Source organism: Bacteroidota bacterium (assembly GCA_037133915.1).
GTDB lineage: Bacteria > Bacteroidota > Bacteroidia > Bacteroidales > CAIWKO01 > JBAXND01.
This window is the reverse complement of record JBAXND010000015.1, coordinates 66,157-90,467: the sequence shown is the minus strand read 5'-3', so window position 1 is coordinate 90,467 and position 24,311 is coordinate 66,157. Positions and strand designations below refer to the sequence as shown.

Below are 24,311 nucleotides of genomic sequence, written 5' to 3'. Positions count from 1 at the left end.
CTTAAGTTTTTAGCTTTCACCCTTTAGCCTTAACCTTTATTTTTCGACTCACGATTCGTCAGGAGACGGATTTCGGCTTCGCCTCAACTCACGACTCTTGACTCCCGACTTATTTTGCGGCGCAGGCAATTGCCGTGACTTTTAGAAATATTATCCGTGCGCCGCCGATAATCAAACGCTTATTCATTCTACCAACAGGTCGCCCCTACGGGGCTTAAGTTTTTAGCTTTCACCCTTTAGCCTTAACCTTTATTTTTCGACTCACGATCCGTCAGGAGACGGATTTAGGCTTCGCCTCAACTCACGACTCTTGACTCCCGACTATACATTAAAGTTATTAAAGGTCGTTTGTTGATAATTAGGATTTATACTGTGGAAATCAAACCTCTTTAAATGCCTAATTTTACTCGTTAATCGGGAAAACCCGGTCAAATCAGGGAAATATGAGAAACAGATCGTTGATTTTGTTCGCGGCATTGTTGCCGCTTTTTATCATTCCGGCTACTACAAAAGCCCAGAAGACGGCGATATACGATAATCCGCTCGCCTTGTACCGCACCGCGAGTGAACTCTTAAACAAAGAGAAATTCGGCTCTGCCCAGGAGTTTTTTCTGCGTGTGGCCAATGCTGTTAATACCAGACCGTCGGAACTCAAAACCTATTCGGAATATTATGCCGACCTCTGCGCTATTGAGCTGTTCCATAAAAATGCCGAATACCTGGCGTGGAATTTCATCGTCAACAATCCTGAAAATCCGAAAGTGAACGACCTGTGGTTTGCCCTTGCTAAGCTGCAGTTCAGGAATAAGAATTACGAGCGCGCCCTGGCATGCTACGATCAGATAGATGCTTCTTCACTATCTGCCGATGAAAGCGCCGAACTGCATTTCAAACGCGGATATTGCTACTTCCTGAACAATGACATTGAAAATGCAAAGAAGGAATTCTTTGCAATCAAGGATCAGGAAAACGATTATCAGGCACCTGCCAATTATTATTACGGACACATTGCCTACAGCGAAAAGAACTATCAGACAGCGCTGCTGCATTTCAACCGCCTGCTAACTGATGAAAGCTACGGTAAAATTGTTCCTTACTACATCACTCAGGTATATTACGTGCAGGAAAAATATGACGATTTAATCAAGGTGGCAGTGCCTTTGCTCGATTCCGCTTCAACTAAAAGAGCACCTGAAATTGCTCATATGATCGGGGATGCGTATTACCGTACCAACCGTTATCTGGATGCACTTGATTATTACGAAATATTTCTTCAGAAGACACAAAACACCATCAGCCGCTCCGATTATTATGTGCTCGGCTATTCTTCCTATCATGAGAAAAAATATGAAAAAGCCATAGGGTATTTTAACAGAGTGAATACCGACAGCTCCGATCTGATGACGCAGTCAACATGGTATCATCTGGCCGACTGCTACCTGCGGACCGACCAGAAACAATTTGCACTCAACAGCTTTCATTCGGCCAGCACCTTTGATTTTGATAAGGAAATGCAGGAGAATGCCATGTTCAACTATGCGAAGCTGATGTACGAAACAGCCTTTAATCCTTACAATCAGGCTGTGATTACCTTTCAGGAATACATTGCCAAATATCCGCAATCGGCCCACCTCGACGAAGCCTATGAATACCTTTCCGATCTGTACATCTCTACCAAAAATTATAAAGACGCACTGGCATCGCTGGAAAGTATTAAGAAACGTGACCCCAAGCTGAATGCGGCTTACCAGAAGGTGGCGTATTTCTGCGGACTTGAATTGTTTAATAATTCGAAGTACGACACCGCCATCATGCATTTTGATAAATCTCTTAAGGTTGCTTCAGACCAGTCCATCTCGGCTTTGTGCACCTACTGGAGAGGCGAAGCCTATTACCGTCTGGAAGATTACGACAATGCGCTGAAAGATTATCTTGAATTTCAGAAAATGCCCGGAGCATTCAGCCAGCCCGAGTTCATCATGTCGAACTACAACATCGGCTATTGCCAGTTCAAAAATAAAAACTACAAAGATGCCGTTGGCTCCTTCCGGAAATATATCAGCGACACTAAGAAGGATAACCACGAGGTGCTGAATGATGCCTATCTGCGTGCAGCCGACTGCTATTTTATGGGCAAGGATTTTACCAACGCCATCGACTTTTATGACAAAGCACTCATCCTGAAATTGCGCGACACCGATTACGCCTTATTCCAGAAATCGCTGGCACAGGGAGCTCTCGGAAGGTTCGAAGGAAAAGCCGCCACACTTGCCGAGCTTACCACCAATTATAAAAGCTCTGCCTATTACGACGATGCCATTTTTGAGCTTGCCAATACCTATCAGCACATGGGAAACAGCGCGCAGGCTATTCTGAATTTCGACCTGGTGATAAGCGAATTTCCGAATTCAAGCTATGTAAGCCGTGCCCTTCTTAAAGAAGGACTCATTTATTATAATGAAGGCAAAGATGATCTTTCGCTGCAGAAACTGAAGAAAGTTGTAACCGATTTTCCGGGTACCAACGACAGTAAAGAAGCTCTGGTTACCATTCGCAATGTGTATGTTGACATGGATAAGGTGGAAGAATTCTTTCTGTATGTCAAGGAACTTCCGTTTGCCAATGTGTCTGATGCAGCCCAGGATTCTATCACCTACATTGCTGTTGAGAACCGTTATATGAACAACGACTGCGAGAATTCCATCAAAGGATTCAATAATTATATCGGAAAATTTCAGAACGGTATTTTCCTTACCGATGCTCATTTTTATCTGGCCGACTGCCAGTACCGCGGCGGAAATATCACCGACGCTCTGGCAAACTACAAATTCGTAAACGCCAAGCCGAAATGCAAGTACACCGAAACCTCGGTACTGAATTCGTCGGAGATATGCTACACCCAAAAGAATTATGCGGAAGCACTCGAACTGTATTCCCGCCTGAACGATATTGCCGAATATAAAAGCAATACACTGATTGCCCTTACCGGGATGATGCGCTGCAACTACAATCTTCAGAAATATACCGATGCCATTGCAGGTGCCCGTTTGTTACTCGCCGGTGATAAGCTTTCGGAAGAGCTGATTGCCGAAGCACACATCACCATTGCGCGTTCGGCTTTATTGATTGACAGCATCGCGCTGGCACAAACCGAATTTGGTATTGTTGCCAAAACATCCAAAAGCGAAATGGGTGCCGAATCAAAATACAATCTTGCCGCCATACAGTATAAACTGGGGATGTATTCAGAGTCGGAAAAAGCCTGCTTTGATTTAATCAATCAGGTGCCGTCGTACGATTACTGGGTAGCCAAAAGCTTTATTCTGCTTGCCGATAACTATCTGGCCGTTGGCAACAACAAACAGGCAAAAAGCACTCTGCAGAGCATCATTGAGAATTACGAAGGCGCCGACCTGATATTAATAGCGCAGGAGAAACTGAACAGTATTATTGAAAAGGAAAAGCTCGATGAGCAGAAGAAAGCTGAAGACCTTATTAAAAGCCAGCAGCAGGAAGAAATTAAACCCGAAAATTTTGACCAAAAGTAGGAGGGAACAATCATGAGAAAGAATCTGAAGAATATGAAATATTTACCGGCAGTTATTTTTGTGGCATCCATGCTTGCAGCGGTTACAGCTGTTACAGCCCAAAGCCCTCAGGACAATGGTTATAATGCAAAAATGGATCTGATAGCACCCTATCAGCCTACTATTTCCGATGCATTTAAAATCAATGTAAATCCGGTTATCAAAGATACGGTGATGACCATGCCCAAAGTCACGTACAGCGTGCTGCCGCGGCAGATGAAAACATCATTTACGCCCGACCCGATTAAACCTGCTAAAGTAGGGGAACCGACGCTTACCAAATTATACCGCTTTCTGGCGAAGGGCGGCTTCGGTACGTATACGACGCCTTACGGCGAATTCTTTGCCAACAATACCTATTCGAAATCGTTTTCCATGGGAGCGCATTACAAACACCTGAGCTCAAGTGGTAAATTGAAAGGCTATGGCTATCAGGGTTACAGCGATAATGTGCTGGACTTCTACGGCCGTAAATTTCTGCCATCGCATACGCTGTCGGGTGGCATTGGCTATCAGCGCAACGTGGTACATTATTATGGTTACAAACCCGCTGATTTCATTTCCACACTTTCCAAGAACGATATCAAACAGCGCTATCAGGCAGTTATTGCCAATTTCAGACTGACAAGCCTTTACCCGCCCGATTCGGTGAAGTTCAACCACGACATCGGCATGAATTATTATTATTATAACGACCGCTATGGTGCATCGGAAAATAATTTCAGGATAAAAGGCAATGTGAATAAGGAACTCGGATTGTTCAAGATTACCAAATCGCAGGTTCTGGGCGTTGATGCCGACATTGACTATTATTTTAATCAGGATTCTCTTACCAACGGTAACAGCGGTCTCATTATGCTGCAGCCATACATACGCACAACCTTCAAAGGCGTTATGCTGCATGCCGGTTTGAATTTATCTGTGGAAGCGGCTTCAACCTCTAAGATGCATCTGTATCCCATTGTGGATGCGCAGTTCAACGTTGTGAAGAATATCCTGGTGGTATTTGCCGGTATCAAAGGCGATATGCAGAAGAACAGTTTCCGTTCGCTCAGCACCGAAAATCCCTTTGTTATCTCAACAGTACCCGTTGGCTTTTCGAATAATAAATTTGATGTGTTCGGCGGTATCAAGAGCAGCATCAGCCGTACCATGAACTTCAACGCCGTGGCGTCTTACAGCCGCGTGAAGGACATGCCCTTCTTCATAAACGATACGAACAACATCTATAAAAATATGTTCACCGTAATTACCGACGATGTTTCACTCATCAACATCCGCGGTGAATTTGCTTACCAGAAAGACGATAAATACAAACTGCTTCTGGGTGGGAATTTCTATAATTATACCATGGACAAAGAGCTGAAGCCCTGGCATAAACCTGTTTTTGATGCTTATCTGACCTTCATGTATAATATTGGCGATAAATTTATTATCAATGCCGATATTACAGGACGTTCGGATGTATGGGCAAAGAACTACACAGCGGTATCGGTGGTTCCCAAAAAACTCAACGGTTATGCCGATGTAAGCCTGGGAATAGAATACCGCTACACCAAAATATTGTCTGCATTTCTCAATTTAAATAATCTGCTTACCACCAAATACCAGGAGTGGAACAACTATCCCACGCAGGGATTCAACCTGCTTGGCGGCGTGACGTATGCTTTTTAATTAGTCGTAAGTCGAGAGTCGTGAGTCGAAAAATAAAGGCTACGGCTAAAGGGTGAAAGCTAAAAGCTTTTTACCTATTACTTATTACCTATTACCTATTATTCAATCGCCAATTTTAAGGTTTTATATTGATCAGAATATCCAATTTGTATATCAAAGTATCCTCATTGGTATTTCCGATATACTAATTTGTATCTCCGGATATGTTCACTGGTATCTCGGGATATGTTCACAGGTATTTTTCCTAATTAAAAATTAATAATTGCCCTTATCCCTGAATCCTCCCGAAGAATGGTGACTTCTGTTTTTCAACTCTTGACTCTTAATCTGCCTCTTGAGTTTCGACAAGCTCAACGACCGAGGCATTTTGTCTTTCAACTTTATGAACTTTATAAACTTTCGACTCTTGACTCCTGTCTTTTATCTTTTGTCTATAGTCTTAAGTCTGACTTTATTAAACAGCGCTATCAGATAACCATACGTGATAAAGGCTCCCGGAGGAAGAATGAAGATGAGAGCTGTGCGGGTGCCGTCGGCAACAAAGCTGTGTCCGAACAGGGAACCGCTGCCAAGCACTTCACGCAGGCAACCCATGATGAGCAGTGCGATGGTGAATCCAATACCCATGCCTATCGCATCCAGTACCGATGAAAATACGCTGTGGCTTTTGGCAAAACCTTCGGCACGACCGAGAATGATGCAGTTCACCACAATCAGCGGAATGAATACGCCCAGTGCCTTATGAAGGTCGGGTGTGTAAGCCTGCATAATCAGGTCGGTGATAGTAACAAAAGTGGCGATGATTAATATAAATGCAGGAATGCGTACCTTATCGGGAATAAGATTCTTGAGCAATGAAATCAGGAAGTTTGAACACAGCAATACAAAGGCGGTGGCTGCACCCATAGCCAGACCGTTCATGGCAGTGGTGGTGACGGCAAGGGTAGGACAGGCGCCCAGTACCAGCACCAGTGCAGGGTTCTCTTTGAGTATTCCGTTGGTGAAGAATTTGAATTTTGTCATTTCAGCCCTCCTTTCTTTAGCGCTTTCCAGGCATTGTCTATAGCTTTGCAGAAGGCTGCCGAGCTGATGGTAGAAGCCGTGATGGCATCAATTTCTCCGCCTTCGTCAGAGACCTTGATGTTGTTTTTGTCCGGATTCAATCCGTAGAATTGTTCCAGGAAGTCGTCTTCCGATATTCTCGAGCCACGCCCGTTGGTTTCTGTGTGCTTCAGTACATTTATTTTATAAATACTGCCATCGGCCTTGAACCCAACCAGCAGCCAGATGTTTCCGTTATAACCTTCGGAAAATGTTTTTACCGCATATCCGCAGGGAACCGGGCCTTTCATCCCGACAAATATCTGCAGACCATTACTGCTGATGGGCCCCTCAAGCGGATTATTATCAAACTCCGGCATCGCTTCTTTCAGGATATTTATATCTTTTATGCAGCAACTGTCTTTTGTTTCCGGAAAAACCTGAGGTCCGCTGCTACCGTCTTTGATGCTCTTGGCGCGGTTCAGGGCATCGCACAGCGCGCGTGAGCTTATCGTTGCTCCGGTAAGTGCGTCAATGCTGCCGCCATCTTTTTTCACGCTGAATTTATTTCCCGGAAGGCTGTCGAAACTGATATTCATGAACTGTTCGAGGAAGGTTTTTTCAACGATGCGGCTGCCCAGTCCGGGTGTTTCTTTGTTGTCGATAACAATGATGGCCGTAATGCTGTCGCCGGCGTTGAATGCGGTAAGTAAACTCACCTTGCCTCCGTATCCGCGGGTGGTATAGGTTTCGACCATGGTACCTGCCACTGCCGAATCTTTCCACACCGTATATACGGCTACGGTATCCTTGCCGTCGTCGGGTTTGAGGCGCATGGTCTGCAGTGAGTCATAATCTCCGAAAACGGATTTGATGGCATTCTCAATCTTTTTTTGCTGTGCCTGTTCAATGGGCTTTTTGGTCTTCACATATACAAGGCCGAGCAGGAACGCCAGTACTGCCGATATCAGCGTAAGCGACAGCACCATATTCAGAAAGGTGGATTTTAGTTTAGCCATGGTTCACAACCTCCCCGAATCGTTTTGGTGTAAATGCTTTATTTATCAGCGGCACAACGGCATTCATCATCAGAATAGCAAATGACACTCCTTCGGGATAGGAACCCCAGACACGGATAACCACCGTGATAATTCCGCAGCCCAGTCCGAAGAGTAGTTTGCCTTTGGCATTCATAGGCGACGACGAAGGGTCGGTGGCCATGAAGAAGGCGCCGAGAATCAAACCTCCTGCCAGCAGATGAAACAGCGGATCGGCATTGGCTGCCGGATTGTTCCACCACAGTATTCCCGTAAAGGCAGCCACGGTAATCAGAAATGCGAAGGGAATATGCCAGGAGATAACTTTACGTATCAGAAGATACGCTGCGCCGAGTAGTAACGCAACAGCAGAAACTTCGCCGAGAGAGCCGCCTATATGGCCTATTGCCATTTCGGTGTAGGTCGGCATTTTTTCCATCAGCTGGGTAACCGGGGCGCTGCCTTCTTTTAATATACCCAGTGCGGTAGGACCGGTGATGGCATCAGCAAGGGGCACATGATGGAAGGGCATGGGCCAGCGTGTCATTTCTACAGGGAATGAAATAAGTAGAAAGATGCGTCCAGCTATGGCAGGATTGAAAGGGTTTTTGCCGAGTCCGCCAAAGGTCATTTTGGCGATGCCGATAGCGACAAACGCACCGACTATCATCATCCAGTAGGGCAGGTTAGACGGCACATTGAATGCCAGTAACAGTCCGGTGATGACGGCCGAACCGTCGGTGATGGTGAGCGGTCCGCGGAGGAATATTTTCTGAATCAGAAATTCAAACAGGACACAGGCGGCAACTGAGATGAGCGACAGATACAGCACGTTCAGTCCGAAGTACCAGTACGCGACACCGAGTGCCGGCAGCAGTGCAAATACAACATCCCACATAATCCGCCTGGTGGACTGTGGTGTTGCTATGTGAGGTGAACCCGATAACCGGAGGATATTCATGATTTCTTCCTGTTTAATTGCATAACTTGTTTTTTACCTTCCCGAAGTGCTTCCAGCAGCTGCCGTCCTGAACCGCAGGCATACTGGCAGCATCCGCATTCCATACAATCAACGATGTGGTGCTTGCCTGCCATTTCAATAAGTTCGTTACGGACCATGGCTTCCAGCATATATGGCCGTAGGTTTACCGGGCACACCTGCACACAATGTCCGCAGCGCATACAGTTGATGGTACGAATCTGTTTCGCTTCTTTTTCTGTTAACAGCACAATGCCGTTGGTTTCTTTACCTATCGGGATTTCTGTCTTTCCGAGTGCTCTGCCCATCATCGGGCCGCCGACCAGTATTTTTGCCGTATCTTCGGGCAAGCCGCCTGCATAGCGGATTATCTCAGATACAAGTGTGCCGCAGCGTACAAGAAGATTCTTATGTGCCGCGACTTTTTTCCCGGCAACGGTAACATAACGTTCAAACAAGGGTTTGTTTTTCTGAACAGCTTCGTAAACAGCAAAGGCAGTTCCTGTATTATGCACCACCACGCCTACATGCGCGGGCAGTTTCCCAGCCGGTACTTCGCGACGCACCAATGCCTGTATGAGCTGCTTCTCGCCACCCTGCGGATAACGTGTTTTCAGTGGCTGTACCGAAATACCTTCATATTCAGCGGCAAGCTCTGCCAGGTTTTTCAGTGCATCCTTCTTGTTGACTTCGATGCCGATGATAGCACGGGAAACACCGAGCGCTTTCATCAGTATTTTTGTGCCGACCAGAATTTCCGGACCACGCTCAAGCATCAGCCTGTGGTCGGAGGTGAGATAGGGTTCGCATTCCGCACCGTTGATGATGAGTGTTTCAACCTTGCAGTCATCGGGTACCATCAGCTTAACATGCGTTGGGAATGAGGCGCCGCCCATTCCGTTGATTCCGCAGTCGCGTATCCTTTCAATGATTTGCTGTGGCGAAGATTTTATTTCTTTGAGTAAATCATCTGAACGGTCAATGGTTTCAAGCCAGTTATCGTCTTCGCGTTTTATTACGATAGTCGGACAGGTACCGCGCAGATTGTCTGTCATAATTTCTATTCCGGCAACTTCACCGGAAACGGAAGTGTGCATATTGGTTGAAACGAGTCCGTCGGCTTTCGCGATAAGCTGACCTGCCTTTACCTTATCTCCTGCCTGAACTATGGGAAGTGGTGGTTTGCCGCTTATGGCAAACAGCGGAAAATATAACACTTCGGCAAGCGGCATGCCCTCAACAGGCATTTTTCGCGCGTATTTCATTTCGGTAAGGTGAATGCCGCCCCGCTTAAAGGTTTTTATCCTGCTCATGAAATAATGTTTTTACTTTTTTCTTGCTGCTCTGAATTTCTCAATCTGTTGTTTGCGTTCACCGGCAGTAGGTGTTTTCGCAAGCGCCTTATCATTCAGCAAGGCTGCGAGTAAACCGGCCACCCGCTTTCCTCCCGACAGGCAAAATAACTGTTCTTCTGTTGTATGCCGCTTATCGATTGCCAGTGCAAACTGTCTGCACGACGGATAGCCGCATAATCCGCAGTTGCTGCTCGGAAGCAAAGCTAATATTTCTTCAATATGGCTTTCGTCACCGGCATGGATGAACTTGCTTACGCCCCAGATCAGAAGTGCACAACATAGTGCAATTCCTCCCATAACCCCGACTGATACAAGTATGATTGATTCCATTCCTAACCTTGGTTCGTACGTACGACAAAAATAATGTATTGTTTAGAATATAACACGCCCGATACATAGTTATTGTATATTAAATTTTAGAGGTTCCCCGCTGAGCTCGGAATGAGGAATCTCCAAAAAATTCCCCGCTGCTCAATGAGGAACGAGGAATTTCCTTGTGTTGATTCTGACCTGTTTATCAGTAAATCATCAGCTTAGTGCTGACTACATTGTTGCCGTTGTCGGCTTTCAGAATGTACATGCCCGAATGTAACGACGACACATCAATAGTATTCTGTGATGATGAAAGAAAGGTGTTGCCGCTTCTGAATACTTCCTTGCCCGCGAGGTCATAAATTGCTACGGAATATATTCCTTGCTGTGCAAAGGAAATATTGATAGTCTCGTTAGCCGGATTGGGAAAAATGCTGATTGCATTTTGGGAATTGCTTTCTATTGAATTGGGATCGGAGGTGCGCCAGATGCTGCTTCCCATAGTGCCAAGAAAATAGGTGTTCCAGTTATGCTGAAACGAATAACCGAAGAGTCCCGAATAATTGGGCGAAGCGCTGAAGGGTAAAAAGCTGTGACAATAATCGTTGCTGCGGAACACTCCGGCAGTTGTAACAATATACCACCATCCGTCATAGAATTTGAAATCGGTAGGAATTACCGGTCCGCTCATTGAATTGGGCAGTCCTGTGGGCATAATCTTTACCCACGAGGTGTCAATATTATTAAATGTATAAAACACAATCTGCCATCCTGCGGAGATATCAATGCCGGTGAGAATGGCTCTGTTTGCATTTCCACCGTGTGCCATCAAAGGTTCAGCATTGCGGCCGCCCCAGTTCTCGAATTTCACCATGTATTCTTCGTTGGGTCCGATGCCAGCGCTTATATCAAGCCATGACATACAGCGGTCGGTGGAGAGGAATATTTTTTTATTTCCCATCGTACTCGTACCAAACAGAAAAATACTGTCGTTGATATCTTTCGCAGAAAAGCCGTGCCATCTCACAATCCCCTGAGGAAGTGAATCGGTGATTCTGGTCCATGAAGCAGCAGGAACGGTGTCGGCATTGAACATATAATAATCTCCGGATTCGTTTCCTAAACTGTCTTTGCTTTTTACTGCCAGAAATTCCATAGTGGGTCCTCTTCCGGCCGGGTAGCATTCGTCCATTTTGGGTGCGTTGAGGTCAACAACCCATGTATTGCCTCCATTGGTGGAGCTGTAAAAATTCACGGTATCTTTGGTGATGTCATTCTGATGAATGGCGTATGCCACATCGTTATCGAGCGCAAAGGTGAATTGTGTGAAATAGAATCCCAGAAAATTGCCCAGTCCGGTGTTACTGTAATTCCATGTATTCCCGTTATCAATAGACTGCACCACGCCGTATGCGGGTGAACTCACCAGCAAGGTGCCTCCGGCTTCCGCCAGATAGGTAGCGTCGAGGTCGTAAAGTCCGTTGGTTCTGCGCGTCCATGTGTCGCCGTTATTGCCGGAATAAAACATCCTGCCAAAGGTGTGATGCGTAATATATTCCGAGAATGCTCCCGAGCCGGCTACACGTGCAATTTTATCAAATAGTGGAAGCTCGCCGGTGAGTGCATTGTTGAGCAATGTCCATGTAACGGTGTCAACCGAACGGTACAGCTGTAATCCGTAAATACTGTAAACTCCTGCAAACAGATAGTTGTCGTCGGCTACGAATGAAACCACCGATGATGGTGTAACAGGTGCCATCAGTGTATCCCAGAGCTGAGTTGTATTATGATACTCATATATTATGCCCGGAGCTTCATCAAGATAATATAATGTACCGGTATTGTATCTGCATTGCAGATTTCCTTCGGTAAAATGTTTATATGAAAGTCCGGTGAGCGGATGTGAAACTATGTTGATACCGTTGGTGGTGTACCATAATGAATCGCGGTGGAAATTATCCGTAATATAGAGCCGGGTTGCCGAAATGCTGTGCAGCTTCAGGTCCATCTGATTGTCGTAACCGATGGAATCGGCGCCCAGCGTCCATGAATTTCCGTTTGTTGAATAGTAGATTTTATAAACTCCGTCAACGGTTCCGAGAACAAACACCTTTCCTGAAATATAGCCGATGTCGTGTCCGTGAACATTGGGTCCGGTAGGCAATCCGGTCATGGGAGTGAGCACCCAGCTGTTTCCGTTGAGTCTGAAAAAGCCTTCGCTGCTTCCGGTATACAGCGTGTCGCCCAGCTTCACTATTTGTGACCATGGCAGGTAAGCAAGTCCGTTGTTCACGGTACTCCAGTTCTGACCTTTATCGCTCGTTTTGAAAACGCCTCCGTTTGATCCGGCATACAAAGTGCCGTTCAGATTAATCATATTTCCTACCGCCGCATTTTGCAGTGGAGCGCCGCTAAGCTGTGTCCATTGTGCAAAAAGACCTGTAACAGAAATAATACAAAGCAGGAAAGCAAGTGCTGTTTTTTTCATTGTGGAAGATTTTATTCTGGAACAATACTGTAAAGGTAAAAAAATCTGATTATTCTTATTTGTCTTTCTTTGCGGCGCATGCCCAAATCTCAGCCTTTATAATCATCATCCGTGCGCCGCCGGTTTGGTTATTATCTTTGTTTCCGGAAATATTTTATCCCTGACGGGATAGACATCCTCAACTGTTTCTACAGAGCTTTGATTCCTTCGGAATTGGTAATTCTTAGATTCTTTTCAATTATCACTGCATACAAACTTTTGGTTTTTACCCCCCTTTTAGAGCCTGTCCCTTACCGCAGTTCGGGAGGGGCAGGGGGGGCTGTCTTTTTCTCTCAACTCACGACTCATGACTCACGACTTTTGACTTTTAACTGAAATTTCTCTTTGCTTTTTTTTCTCAACAAGAACAGCAACACATAATACGGAACAAGTGAACACAAAGCCGAAATACCTGCTGCCGGCTCGTTTTTGGTGATGGTGAAAACACTGATAAGCACAATCATCAATACTGCAAACGGTACAATGTATGCGTACAGAACGGCTTTGAGTCCCACCGACGTTTTCAGGCAGACCGTAATTTCATCACCCACTTTATAAGAGTGTGCATTTTCGATGTCAATTGTAATGAGTTCTTCTTTGGATTCGGGTATAGGACATTTTCCTTTAACCGTGCAGGCGCTGCAAGCAGACTGTTTCTCTATTCTGATAAAGAGTTTTCCCGCTTCAATCTTTTCGATGCTTCCTTTATGCTCGATTTCCTCTGATGGCTGCATATCGGTTAAGGTGTGGATAAACTTACGGGAAGTACTTTGCCATTGAAGATTTTGTTGGCGTTCAATGCAAAATTACTGATAAAGGTTCCCATTTCTGCAGCGGTCAATGGCGCTTTTAATCCCGGGAATGCCTTTGCGAGCATTTCGGTCTGTACCGAACCGAGTGCAAGGCAGTTCACGCTGATGCCTTTGGGTTTAAACTCTTCGGCCATACTTTCGCTGAGGCAGGCAATGGCTGCTTTACTTGCGCTGTAGGCACTCAGACCGTTAAACTTTTTGCTGCCCTGATAACCGCCCATGCTGCCGATATTTACAATGTGCGAACCTTTTTGAATCATGGGCAACAGTGCCTGTGTCAGGAAAAACGGCACACGGATATTGGTATTGAACATGCCGTCAAAATCATCTTCCGACATTACCTCAAAAGGTTTTGAAACCAGTGCGCCGGCATTGTTGATTACAATATCAATGGTATTAAAATGCTGTTTGATTTGCGGAATCAGCTGAAGCGAAATGTTGTCATGTGTGAGGTCGTATGCAATGGGAATGACTCCGGATTCGGAACCGGATATTAATTTCAGCGAATCGATGTTTCTGGAAATGGCAACAATGGTGTGCCCTTTCATTGCGCTGAATGCCTTCACTATTTCAAAACCAATTCCTTTTCCTGCACCTGTTACAATTATATTCATACGGTTTCTGTATTAATAAAAAAGCCTGCGCAATGTGCGCAGGCCTTCAAGTGTTAAACGTCTATTCTGGCGTATTTGGCATTACGCTCTATAAATTCTCTTCTCGGCGGAACTTCATCGCCCATCAGCATAGAGAAGATGCGGTCGGCTTCAGTACCGTTATCAATGGTAACCTGGCGCAGTGTTCTGAATTCCGGATTCATGGTTGTGAGCCATAACTGTTCCGAGTTCATTTCACCAAGACCTTTGTACCGCTGAATATGAATACCGGTTTCTTTGCCGTCTTTGGCATATTCTTTCACAATTGCGAGGCGTTCTTCTTCGGTCCAGCAATATTTCTCGTCTTTTCCTTTTTTGATGAGATAGAGCGGGGGAGTCGCAACATAAATATAACCCCTTTCAATCAGCTCTTTCATGTAGCGGAAGAAGAATGTAAGTATCAGTGTGGCGATATGACTACCGTCCACGTCAGCATCGGTCATGATGATGATTTTGTGATAGCGCAGCTTGTCAAGGTTCAGTTCTTTGCTGTCTTCGGTTGTTCCAATGCTCACGCCCAGTGCGGTGAACATATTTTTTATTTCTTCGTTCTCGTAGATTTTATGCATCATGGCTTTCTCCACGTTCAGGATTTTCCCCCTGAGCGGCAGTATTGCCTGGAATTTACGGTCGCGGCCCTGTTTTGCCGTACCACCTGCAGAATCTCCCTCAACGAGGTATATCTCGCAAAGTGCCGGGTCTTTTTCGCTGCAATCGGCGAGTTTACCGGGCAGATTGGAGCCTGAAAGCACATTCTTTCTCTGAACCAGTTCGCGTGCCTTACGTGCAGCGTGCCGTGCCGTAGCGGCAAGTATTACTTTGTTGACAATGATGCGGGCTTCTTTCGGATGCTCGTCAAGATAATAATTCAGCAACTGGCTCACGATGGTATCAACAGCGCCCATCACGTCGGAGTTGCCCAGTTTCGTTTTGGTCTGTCCTTCAAACTGAGGTTCCATCACCTTCACGGAAATGATAGCGGTAAGTCCTTCACGGAAGTCATCACCGTTGATGTCGAACTTCAGCTTTGCCAGCATGCCTGATTTTTCGGCATAGGTTTTCAGGGTGCGGGTGAGCGCGCGACGGAAGCCGGCAAGGTGGGTTCCACCTTCGTGGGTGTTAATGTTGTTAACGTATGAATGGATGTTCTCGGCAAACGATGAGTTATACTGCATCGCTATTTCGATAGGAATATCATTTTTCTCGCCTTCAATACAGATAGGATCCGGCATCAGTTTTTCACGGTTCGCATCCAGGTACTCGATAAAATCTTTCAGGCCGTGGTCTGAGTAGAATTTCTCAAATACAAATTCTCCGTCTTCGGTTTTTTCACGACGGTCGGTAAGGCTCAGCTTCACTCTTTTATTCAGGAAGGCAAGCTCACGCAGACGTGAAGAAAGAATTTCGAAATTATATTCCGACACGGTAAATATTGAAGCGTCGGGCAGAAAACGCACCGTTGTTCCATGGTCATCGGTATCACCGATTTCGCGAACCGGATACAGCGGAGCTCCGCATGAGTATTCCTGTTCCCATCTTTTGCCATCGCGGCAAACGGTAACTTTGAGCATGGATGAGAGTGCATTTACGCAGGAAACACCCACGCCGTGCAATCCACCGGAAACTTTGTAGGAATCTTTATCGAATTTGCCGCCTGCGTGCAACACCGTCATTACTACTTCCAGAGCCGAACGCTGTTCTTTTTCATGGATTCCCGTTGGGATACCGCGACCGTCGTCGATAACCGTTACCGAATTATCTTCATTGATGATTACATCGATATTACTGCAAAATCCTGCCAATGCCTCATCAATAGAGTTATCAACAACCTCATATACAAGATGATGAAATCCTCTTGAACTGATATCGCCAATATACATGGCCGGTCTTTTCCTTACCGCTTCAAGTCCTTCAAGTACCTTAATTGAATCAGCACCATAGTCGTTCGGGTAGTCATTGCCATTCGTTGTTACTTCCGTATCAACATTTTTTTCATCTTTATCGCTCATTATCAATCAATTATGTAAATTTTATTAAAGCTCAACAAAGTTAGAAAAAATACACTTACATCCTAATTTTTCCTTGTAAAAAATGACCATATTTTATTAACAATTTAAATTACGGTTAATTGTTAGTAAAACAAATAGTTATGCTGTAATTAATCGGGTAATTTACAAGCTTTTGAATGGAAATGCTGAAACGGCTGTTCCGCCGATGCTTTTTAATGTGTGTGCTTAGCCTGATGCTGCTTTACGAGTTCTAATAACTCGTTGTCATTCAGATAAAAACGTGATTTAAACCGTTTATATGATTCCGATACGTTTGGATCGGTGGAAAGAGAGTGTGCGTATTCATATAATTGCCAGCCCAGTTCATGGGATATGGCAGTCATGTCGGTATGGGCTTCCACATTTCTTCTGAAATCAAGAAAGAAATAGCCCAGGCCAAACAGAAACAGCCCTGTACTTCTTTTGGATGTATAATATAAGATATGTCCCAGCTCATGGCCCAAAACCCCGACCTGCTGGTTGAAATTCAAATTATCAAAGCGTATGCCCTTGAAATTCTTACGATTGTTTATATTAATGAAATAGCTGCGGTCTTGTTTGCGGTAACGCATAAATTCGGCATGCGGCACCGCCGACATGGTCGTAATTATAGGATGTCTGCGGAAGGTCACCGAAACATTTTTGAGTTCCGGATAGAAGGTGAGAGCTGCCAGACCGGCAAGCTCCGAGCCGGGTTCAAAGGTTTTATTTATTCCGTAAACAGCCATCAGTGAGTCGTGATGCGCGAGATAATAATTCCTGTCCAGGCGATGATAAGCCACGCTGTCCTGCCCATGGGCAGCCAGAAAATAAAGAATGACGAATATCGGCAGAACACAATTTTTCATGTTCCAATAGCTGTTTTAGTTATTCCTGTCCCAGCTTCTGCGTTCACCCAGAATCTTATAATTTTTCTCGGTAATTGCCTTTACGGGGATGCTACGGTTAACGTACATCGAGCGTTTTTTATAATTCTCCATCCCAACGGTGGTATGAAAAACAATCCCTGAAACCAACAGCAATACCATCAATATTCTGAACCATTTCCGTACAAACAGATTCTGCCAGCAGTAAAATGAATAAATCATCACCAGCGGAAACATCAGATAGAAGGTATGTGATGAAGGTCCTTTTACTGAAAAAACAAAACTTGCCCAGGTAAGAACAAACGCAGCAATCAGCAGGATTTTTACCTGTTTAAAATGGGGTGATGGATTCTTAAGAAAGAATGAAATGCCGAGCCACAGCGCCTGGGCAAATCCAATTATTCCGGCGAAAATAATAAACGGTGAAGCCCACCAATAATCCCTGATAAAAGCGAATCGTGCTGCCGTGTTTGAGCCCAGAAAGCGGCTTGCTTCAAAACTGCCAAACGACAGCAGCCGCGACAGCAGCGTGAAACCCTGTTTCAGGTTGTCGGGATTGAACACGATATTATGCATGCTTCCACCGCTGCCGCCATTCAGTCCGTACTTCATAAAGGTCGGGATCAGCGTGACACCTGCAAGCAAAAAACCGCCTGCCATCAGGGCGCAATATATTAGCGTGCGCTTCCACCCGTCGCGCATTCCAACAATCAGAGCCGTCAGCGCAAAGGGCAGCAGCAATACCCACGACATGTGGAACTGTGCAATCCAGATCATACTGAATCCCATCAGCAGATACGCTTTGGTTTTGCTGAGCATACCTGAGGAGAGAACAGGAACGGCTTCAAAAAAGGAAATAAAGAAGATGATAGCCGCCGGAAGAACGTAGGACGGATTCAGAACGTGGGTTCCCAGATTCATCACCCAGGGACAGGTAAGCACCCATATCCATGTGAACCACCACGGTATCCCGGTGAACCGGCGATTCAGCCAGTACGCGAAAAGGCAAAGCGCCGAAAAAGTGAGCAGGTTAAGCAATAAGTAAGGCGCTTCGGGAATCGGTAACACATAAAAGGGAAGTCCCACCAGCAGTCCCTGCAAGGCACCCGGTATCTGAGAGCCTGTATAAACAATGTCCGGTCCGAAGAAGGGGAATGCTCCGGTAGAAAAGAATTTCAGACCTATCAGGTATATCTGCATCTCATCTTCAAACCAGAATTCTGAACAGAGTCCGAAGCCCAGCCTGAAACCAAAAAGCAGCAGCAGGATTGCAGGCAGTATGTATTTTTTATGAAGTGTCAACAGGTTTATATTAATTTTACGGTTCCAAAATTAGTATTATTTAGCTATGAGCAAAGGCAGTCTTAAAGACTATATCGTTTTTATTGTACGAATTTTTATTTTCTGGATGTTGATTTTTGCACTGCAACGCTCGGTGTTTTTGCTGTTTAACCTTGAATCTTTGAAAGACATTCCTGCAGGCCTCATCGCTTCGTCATACTGGTATGCGCTGGGAATGGATATCTCTACCGCCTGTTACATTCTGGTGCTGCCCGTGCTGCTTTATTCGATGGCACTCTTGCTGAAGCGCTTCGGCGTCATTCATAAAATTGTGAATGTCTACCTGATAGCTGTATTGATTCTGTGCCTCGCCATCAGCTTTTCAGATATCTCAATCTATGCTAACTGGGGTTCAAAGCTGAATGCAAAAGCATTTGCACTTGGTACCGTTGGTGCCGAAACGGCCAGTCTGATTTTCTCAATTCAAAATTTGTGGTATTTCATCCTGTTTTTTATTTTTTCCGGGATATTAATATGGATTTTTTTGCGGTTTATCCGTTTCAGAAAAGCCCTGATGCTGCGCCCATACGTGACCGCTCTGGTGTTTGTGATTTTGTCGGGACTATTGTTTACCGGCATTCGGGGCGGGTTTCAGAAATATCCTTTAAGCAAGTCGTGGGTATATTTTTCGAAATATCCGGTACTGAATAATGCCGCGCTCAATGGTTTCTGGAATGTTGTTGAAATTATTGCAAAGCCGCAGGTAACCGTGAACCCGTACAATTATTTTGATGATGCGACTGCAACGGCGCTTGTTGAAGGTCTGTATAAAACCGAGAAGGATACCACCAACCATATTCTCACCACAAGCAGGCCGAATATTATTCTGGTGATGATGGAAAGTATGAGCGCCGATAATTTTGATGTTTTGGGTGGCGAAAAGGGCATTGCTCCTTGCTTTGATTCCCTGTGCAAACAAGGCATTCTGTTTACCGATTTTTATGCAAGCGGTTTCCGCACCGACCAGGGACTGGTTGCTATGATCAGCGGCTTCCCGGCACAACCGGCATCTGCGGTAATCAAAAACTTCGGTAAGTTCGATAAAATGCCGAATCTTGTGCGCACACTGAGTGATACGGGTTATTATACTTCTTATTACTGTGGCGGAAATTACAAATTTGCAAATACCGACACCTATCTTATTTCCGCAGGAATTGATAAATTGTCGGGTGAGCATGAGGTTCCTTACACCCGCCGCACGCAGTGGGGTGCCTACGACGAAGATGTATACAGTTATGTGATTGCCGATGCCATGAAGCTTCGCCAGCCGTTTTTCTCCATCATTGCAACCATTACCAACCACGAAGCGTTTGATGCCGATGTTGAGCAGGTGTTTAAAGGCGGCAGTATTATCGATAATTATAAAAATACAGCTCATTATGCCGATAAAACGGTATTTGATTTTATACAAAAAGCCCGTTCGCAGCCATGGTTCAGCAACACCATATTTATCATTACCGCCGATCATGCCCATCGTTACCCTATGAATCGAGCTTATAACGAGCCGCTACGCCATCATATTCCGTTCCTGCTTTTTGGCGATGTTATAAAACCCGAATTTAGAGGAATGCACATAAAAAATACCGGTTCTCAGGTTGACTTTCCGGCCACCATGCTTGCACAATTAAACATTTCTGCCGAAAAGCGCCGGCAGTATCAATGGAGTAAAAATCTATTCAATAAATATTCCAATGGCTTTGCTTTTTATGCTTTTGACAATGGCTTTGGTTTCGTCACACCTGCCGCAGAGGTGGTATACGACCATAATCTGGGACAGGTAGTGATGGACGTTAAACGCGATTCAAGTGCAAGTGGCAGCGACATACTTCGCGAGGGCAAAGCATATCTTCAAAAGATGTTCGGTGCCTTTATTAAACTTTAATCGCCATGCTCTTTTGACGATTTTTTCTTTGCTGCTTTAAACAGGTTCAGGAAATATTTCAGGTGCCATAAAATATGGAAGATGGAGATGCATGCCATGCCGATACCAAATTCTACATGCCAGTATAGAAGTGGGCGCACCCAGTCGAAAAGCAGGTTGTAATTCAATTGTACCACCAGAAACAGGCCGACTAAGCCGGTCACCAGAAAAGTAATCAGCAGCAGTACATTCCATATTTTACGGTGTATTGACCTGGTGATTGTTCCCACGCGCGACAGAAAAAACGTGAGCAGGTATAATATCAGTGAGATGATGCTTATAGGAATCAAATCGTATAATGCTTTTGCCGGCATAGTCTGAGGTGCTGTATCAACGGGTGGTGCAGGCTTATAATAGGCGCAGTCGCCGCAATTTGCCTTTGTCGGCTGTTTGGCAGGTGGTTCTTCAACAATAACTTCTTTTTCCTGATTATTATTTCCGGCATTTGATTTCTTTTTTTCTGCCGTAATTTTTGCCTTTTCCGCGGCGGCAATACTGTCGAGCCGTGCTTTTTCTTTTTTCAGCTGAACTTTGGCAATGGAATCCTTGCGGTCAGCAAGTTTTTTGGCAACGTCGGGCGTAAAGGCGGAGTAATCGCAATAACCATCGTGGTCGTTATCGATATACCAACCGCATAAGCCGCGGCAGTTGGAAATTCCTCTGGGACATTTAAGCGCTTGCTGTGCCGATAATGAAAAGGAACAAACAATCAATATGGTGAAAAATAATGTAGAGATGAGTTTAGGTCGGCAATTCAGCGCAGGTTTCATAATCATCATAGAGTAATTCTACTTTTCGTTAAGCATGTAACTGCGGAATGTCGTCTTCCGACCATCGCATGCAGGCACAAAATTAATAAATTACCGCTTAAACAGGCTGTGATATTTTAGGAGTCGCCGAGTTGCAGCAGTCTTTCTTTCAGGTCACGGATGAGTTCATGCTGCTCTATAAGATGGGTGATGTCTTCCACAAAAACTATTACATAGTTCTCATCCAGATACTCAAAAATGCGTGTTGAAAACTGTAAATGCTTGAGTGTTTTTTTACCGTCAATCGTGTAAAACTCACGGTCAAGGCGGCTTTTGTATACGGGCTTTTTGGTCAGAACGGTCAGAAGACCTGCTTCGCGCAGATTACAGATTTTACAAGCTTCGGTGGTCCCGCATTGCTGCTGTGTATCAACCGTCCAGGCGCAACCCAGCACATTGCCGCAATGTCTGTACTCATTATGCTCATTCGCATAATTGGAGAACATCGTTTTGGAAACATCATTCAATGCAACAAGCATCATGTCTTTGTCCAGCATCAATACGCAAGTGCCAATATTATTGAGCACCAAAGTGAGAAATTCACTTGATTTTGAAAGTCCGTCAAAACTCATGTATGACATTGATAGTTTATTATCCATTTAGATAGAAATTAAACTGCAATATATGACATGATTTGGTTAAAACCAAATGATTAAGGAGATTCTAATATGCTTATTTTACTATTCCGGTAAAGCCCATGAAAGCCATGGCAAGCAGTCCTGCAGTAATCAGCGCAATGGGGAAGCCGCGCATTGCTTTGGGAACGCCAAAAATTTCAAGCTGTTCGCGAATGCCGGCCATCAGAAGTAAGGCAAGCGTAAATCCGGCTGCTGTAGCGGCAGCGTAAACAACACTTCCGATAAGTGAATATTCTTTATGAATGGCCAGAATGGCAATACCCAGCACAGCGCAGTTGGTTGTTATAAGCGGAAGGTAAATGCCCAGTGCCTGATACAGTGAAGGGTTTGATTTTCTCAGAATAATTTCAACAATCTGCACCAGAGAAGCAATTACAAGTATAAAACTGATGGTTTGCAGAAATTGCACCCCCAGCGGAACCAAAACATAATAATGTATGAGCCATGTGACCAGATTCGCCAGCGTCATTACAAAAATAACGGCGCCACCCATTCCAAGAGCGGTGGAGGTTTTATTGGAGACACCCAGAAAGGGGCAAACTCCCAGAAATTGCGCCAGAACAACGTTGTTAATTAAAAGGGCAATAATTATAATACTGATGTATTCCATCATCTTCTATGATTAAAAACGGCAATGAAATTATTAAATCTTTTCGAACAGTATTAAAAAAAAACATGCAAAAAATAAGTGCAGGCTAAGACCGTAATGAATTACTTAATCCAGCAGGCACTGATACCTTCTATAGTCCGCTCCGATTCAACCTTATCGAGGTCAACAATGTCGATACGCCAGATATAATCTTTGACCGTGGCGGTACTGCGGGCGTTCATGTGACGGCAATACACAGTCAGTGTTTTTTTGTTGTCGGTGGATAACTGAGTTTGCAGTACGTCGAATGTTTGAATCCTTTTTACGTATTTCTGAACCGCAAGGTCGTAGAAAATTATGTCGGTACTGGGATTGGTGCTGCTGAAATTGCGCGAGTGCACGTAGGCTACACGGTTAGCATCCGATGAAAAATAGGGCGAAGCATATTTATTGTTAGCGGCATCTTTAATTCCAATTTTGCGGATTTTATGCGATGCTCTGTCATATACAATCATACCTTTTTCGGCAGTCACAAAAACAATATTTCCATAAAGATAATCGAAAGCAGTTGCCCCATTTTCAAACATAAAGCAGCTTATCAGTCCGGGCCATGTAACCGAAGGAAGTACTCCGCCCGGATAGATATTTACCGGTTTGCCGGAAGTAATATCAACCAGATGGTCCGATTTTTTATTGTCGGGTTTTGGGATTTGCAATGTTGCCAGCTGCAATTTATTTTTTGTTTTTGAATCGACGGAATAAAAAGTCCGGATAATCCAGCCGGGTTCTGCCGAATTGCTGTCGAGAACAATATAAATAACCTTATTAATGCAATTAAAGTAGCTCACCCGGGCATTTTGAGCTTTGCACAGGTTAATGCTTTTCCCGTCAATAATAACATTGAAGCCGGTATCGATAACGGCAATATTGGATGGAGCCGCCACTGCCTTATCTGATATTTTATCCTGAATCGGGACACCCGGCTTTGCTGCCTGCACATTGAGTGAAAGCAGTGCGAATGCGATAATTACAAAAAGTGTTCTCATGATTTCTTTTTTTACAAAGATATGGAAATATTATATGTAAGCGTGTTAAACACTCTGTCAAGAATGTCAGGTTGCTGAAGGACTCTTTTTCGTAAGAAGATATTTTCCAACAGTACGTTCGGGTAATCGCCGCACAATTTTTACGAAAGCAAAGGTAATAATCAGTGCAAATATGAAGCGGATAATGAGCACACCGGAGATATCCGCGCCCAGCGAAACAACAAGAATGGTATCTTCAATAATGCTGTGGCAAAGCCCCATTAAAACCATGGAAAACAAAATGTCTTTTCGGCTGATGGCTTGATTTTTTGCTTCGGCAATAATGAGTGCGCCTCCGTAAACTACTCCCAGTGTGAGCCCGACAATGGTAATGGTTGAAACACCTTCGCCTATGCTCAGTGCGCGCAGCAGCGGACCAATGATTTTTGTGATAATCCTGATAATTCCCAGTTCGCGCAACAGCTTCACCAGAAATATCAGTGAGAAAATGAACAGCAGAATGATGAGATAGTTTTTAGCTTCGCCAATGGCCCATTGATAAATGGTCGGATCTGGCTGAAGCTGAGGACGCCATTTGATGACCGAAACCTGATTAAAAATATTTAAACTGCTGTAAATAAGGTTTAGCAAGGCTCCCAGAATAAAAGCAAATACAAAGCGAATCAAAAACATCGCGATAAGCTTGACGCCGGCCTTGCGCGCTACCTGCAGTTCAATAGGAAAGGTGTGTGCCACCAGCATCATACTCGCCAGCACGGTAATTTGCGCCACCGTGAGCGGATAATTATTGGCAAGATTGAGGTAGGCGAGGATGCCTCCGAAAAGGTTGGTTATCATGCCCGTCGCCCATACCAACCCCATTTCTCCCGGTAGACCTGCCAGTTTCATGATGGGTGCCAGCGCATCGCCGATAATATTGATGGCGCCGGTTTCTTTTAATATCTTGACGACAATCGAAACAGGAATCATAATCCGCAGCATCATCCACGAAGTGGTTTTGGTGTCGCTGAACACTTCTTTAAAAAATGCTTTTATCCTGTTTGAAGTAGGGCTCATATTATTATTGCAGAGCGAAG

The 24,311-nt window shown here is 44.8% G+C and carries 19 protein-coding genes; 3 read left to right on the top strand and 16 right to left on the bottom strand.

Going from position 1 to position 24,311, the window contains the following annotated elements; translation table 11 throughout:
- The first annotated feature begins 443 nt into the window (after window positions 1–443).
- Window positions 444–3,548, top strand: coding sequence for a tetratricopeptide repeat protein (locus WCM76_07185; GenBank protein MEI6765409.1), 3,105 nt, complete (start codon window positions 444–446; stop codon window positions 3,546–3,548).
- 12 nt (window positions 3,549–3,560) lie between these two features.
- On the top strand, window positions 3,561–5,261 hold the full coding sequence (locus tag WCM76_07180) for a hypothetical protein (GenBank protein MEI6765408.1): 1,701 nt from the start codon (window positions 3,561–3,563) through the stop codon (window positions 5,259–5,261).
- Between the two features lie 420 nt (window positions 5,262–5,681).
- Here the strand turns inward: WCM76_07180 and WCM76_07175 are convergent, their stop codons facing one another.
- From WCM76_07175 to WCM76_07125, 11 genes are all read right to left on the bottom strand, one after another.
- Window positions 5,682–6,284 (bottom strand): electron transport complex subunit E, encoded by a 603-nt coding sequence (locus WCM76_07175; protein ID MEI6765407.1) that lies wholly within the window; start codon window positions 6,282–6,284, stop codon window positions 5,682–5,684.
- Window positions 6,281–7,321: an RnfABCDGE type electron transport complex subunit G gene (locus WCM76_07170; GenBank protein ID MEI6765406.1), complete on the bottom strand. Its 1,041-nt coding sequence runs from the start codon at window positions 7,319–7,321 to the stop codon at window positions 6,281–6,283. Before WCM76_07170 ends, WCM76_07175 begins: the two co-directional genes overlap by 4 nt.
- Window positions 7,314–8,303: an RnfABCDGE type electron transport complex subunit D gene (locus tag WCM76_07165; GenBank protein ID MEI6765405.1), complete on the bottom strand. Its 990-nt coding sequence runs from the start codon at window positions 8,301–8,303 to the stop codon at window positions 7,314–7,316. The genes WCM76_07170 and WCM76_07165 overlap by 8 nt, the downstream gene beginning before the upstream one ends.
- Entirely contained in the window at window positions 8,297–9,631 is a 1,335-nt protein-coding gene (gene rsxC, locus WCM76_07160) for an electron transport complex subunit RsxC (protein ID MEI6765404.1), read from the bottom strand. The genes WCM76_07165 and rsxC overlap by 7 nt, the downstream gene beginning before the upstream one ends.
- Before the next feature lie 12 nt (window positions 9,632–9,643).
- Window positions 9,644–10,003: a (Fe-S)-binding protein gene (locus tag WCM76_07155; GenBank protein MEI6765403.1), complete on the bottom strand. Its 360-nt coding sequence runs from the start codon at window positions 10,001–10,003 to the stop codon at window positions 9,644–9,646.
- Window positions 10,004–10,190: 187 nt separating this feature from the next.
- Window positions 10,191–12,473 (bottom strand): T9SS type A sorting domain-containing protein, encoded by a 2,283-nt coding sequence (locus WCM76_07150; GenBank protein ID MEI6765402.1) that lies wholly within the window; start codon window positions 12,471–12,473, stop codon window positions 10,191–10,193.
- A gap of 344 nt (window positions 12,474–12,817) precedes the next feature.
- Window positions 12,818–13,246: a SoxR reducing system RseC family protein gene (locus WCM76_07145; protein ID MEI6765401.1), complete on the bottom strand. Its 429-nt coding sequence runs from the start codon at window positions 13,244–13,246 to the stop codon at window positions 12,818–12,820.
- 5 nt (window positions 13,247–13,251) lie between these two features.
- Window positions 13,252–13,938, bottom strand: coding sequence for an SDR family oxidoreductase (locus WCM76_07140; GenBank protein ID MEI6765400.1), 687 nt, complete (start codon window positions 13,936–13,938; stop codon window positions 13,252–13,254).
- A gap of 53 nt (window positions 13,939–13,991) precedes the next feature.
- Complete coding sequence (gyrB, locus tag WCM76_07135) at window positions 13,992–15,986, bottom strand: DNA topoisomerase (ATP-hydrolyzing) subunit B (GenBank protein MEI6765399.1); 1,995 nt, start codon at window positions 15,984–15,986, stop codon at window positions 13,992–13,994.
- Window positions 15,987–16,198: 212 nt separating this feature from the next.
- Complete coding sequence (locus tag WCM76_07130; protein MEI6765398.1) at window positions 16,199–16,873, bottom strand: hypothetical protein; 675 nt, start codon at window positions 16,871–16,873, stop codon at window positions 16,199–16,201.
- Window positions 16,874–16,888: 15 nt separating this feature from the next.
- Window positions 16,889–18,193: a hypothetical protein gene (locus WCM76_07125; protein ID MEI6765397.1), complete on the bottom strand. Its 1,305-nt coding sequence runs from the start codon at window positions 18,191–18,193 to the stop codon at window positions 16,889–16,891.
- A gap of 46 nt (window positions 18,194–18,239) precedes the next feature.
- Here WCM76_07125 and WCM76_07120 point away from each other — a divergent pair, with 46 nt between their 5' ends.
- Window positions 18,240–20,114 (top strand): sulfatase-like hydrolase/transferase, encoded by a 1,875-nt coding sequence (locus WCM76_07120; protein ID MEI6765396.1) that lies wholly within the window; start codon window positions 18,240–18,242, stop codon window positions 20,112–20,114.
- Here the strand turns inward: WCM76_07120 and WCM76_07115 are convergent.
- The 5 genes from WCM76_07115 to WCM76_07095 form a co-directional block, all read right to left on the bottom strand.
- Complete coding sequence (locus WCM76_07115; protein MEI6765395.1) at window positions 20,111–20,932, bottom strand: hypothetical protein; 822 nt, start codon at window positions 20,930–20,932, stop codon at window positions 20,111–20,113. The two genes, WCM76_07120 and WCM76_07115, sit on opposite strands and share 4 nt — an antisense overlap.
- A gap of 107 nt (window positions 20,933–21,039) precedes the next feature.
- Window positions 21,040–21,561, bottom strand: a complete 522-nt coding sequence (locus WCM76_07110; protein ID MEI6765394.1) for a hypothetical protein — start codon at window positions 21,559–21,561, stop codon at window positions 21,040–21,042.
- A gap of 73 nt (window positions 21,562–21,634) precedes the next feature.
- Window positions 21,635–22,210: an electron transport complex subunit RsxA gene (gene rsxA / locus WCM76_07105; protein MEI6765393.1), complete on the bottom strand. Its 576-nt coding sequence runs from the start codon at window positions 22,208–22,210 to the stop codon at window positions 21,635–21,637.
- Window positions 22,211–22,311: 101 nt separating this feature from the next.
- Window positions 22,312–23,235: a hypothetical protein gene (locus WCM76_07100; protein MEI6765392.1), complete on the bottom strand. Its 924-nt coding sequence runs from the start codon at window positions 23,233–23,235 to the stop codon at window positions 22,312–22,314.
- Between the two features lie 66 nt (window positions 23,236–23,301).
- Window positions 23,302–24,291 (bottom strand): nucleoside recognition domain-containing protein, encoded by a 990-nt coding sequence (locus tag WCM76_07095; GenBank protein ID MEI6765391.1) that lies wholly within the window; start codon window positions 24,289–24,291, stop codon window positions 23,302–23,304.
- Window positions 24,292–24,311 lie beyond the last annotated feature (20 nt).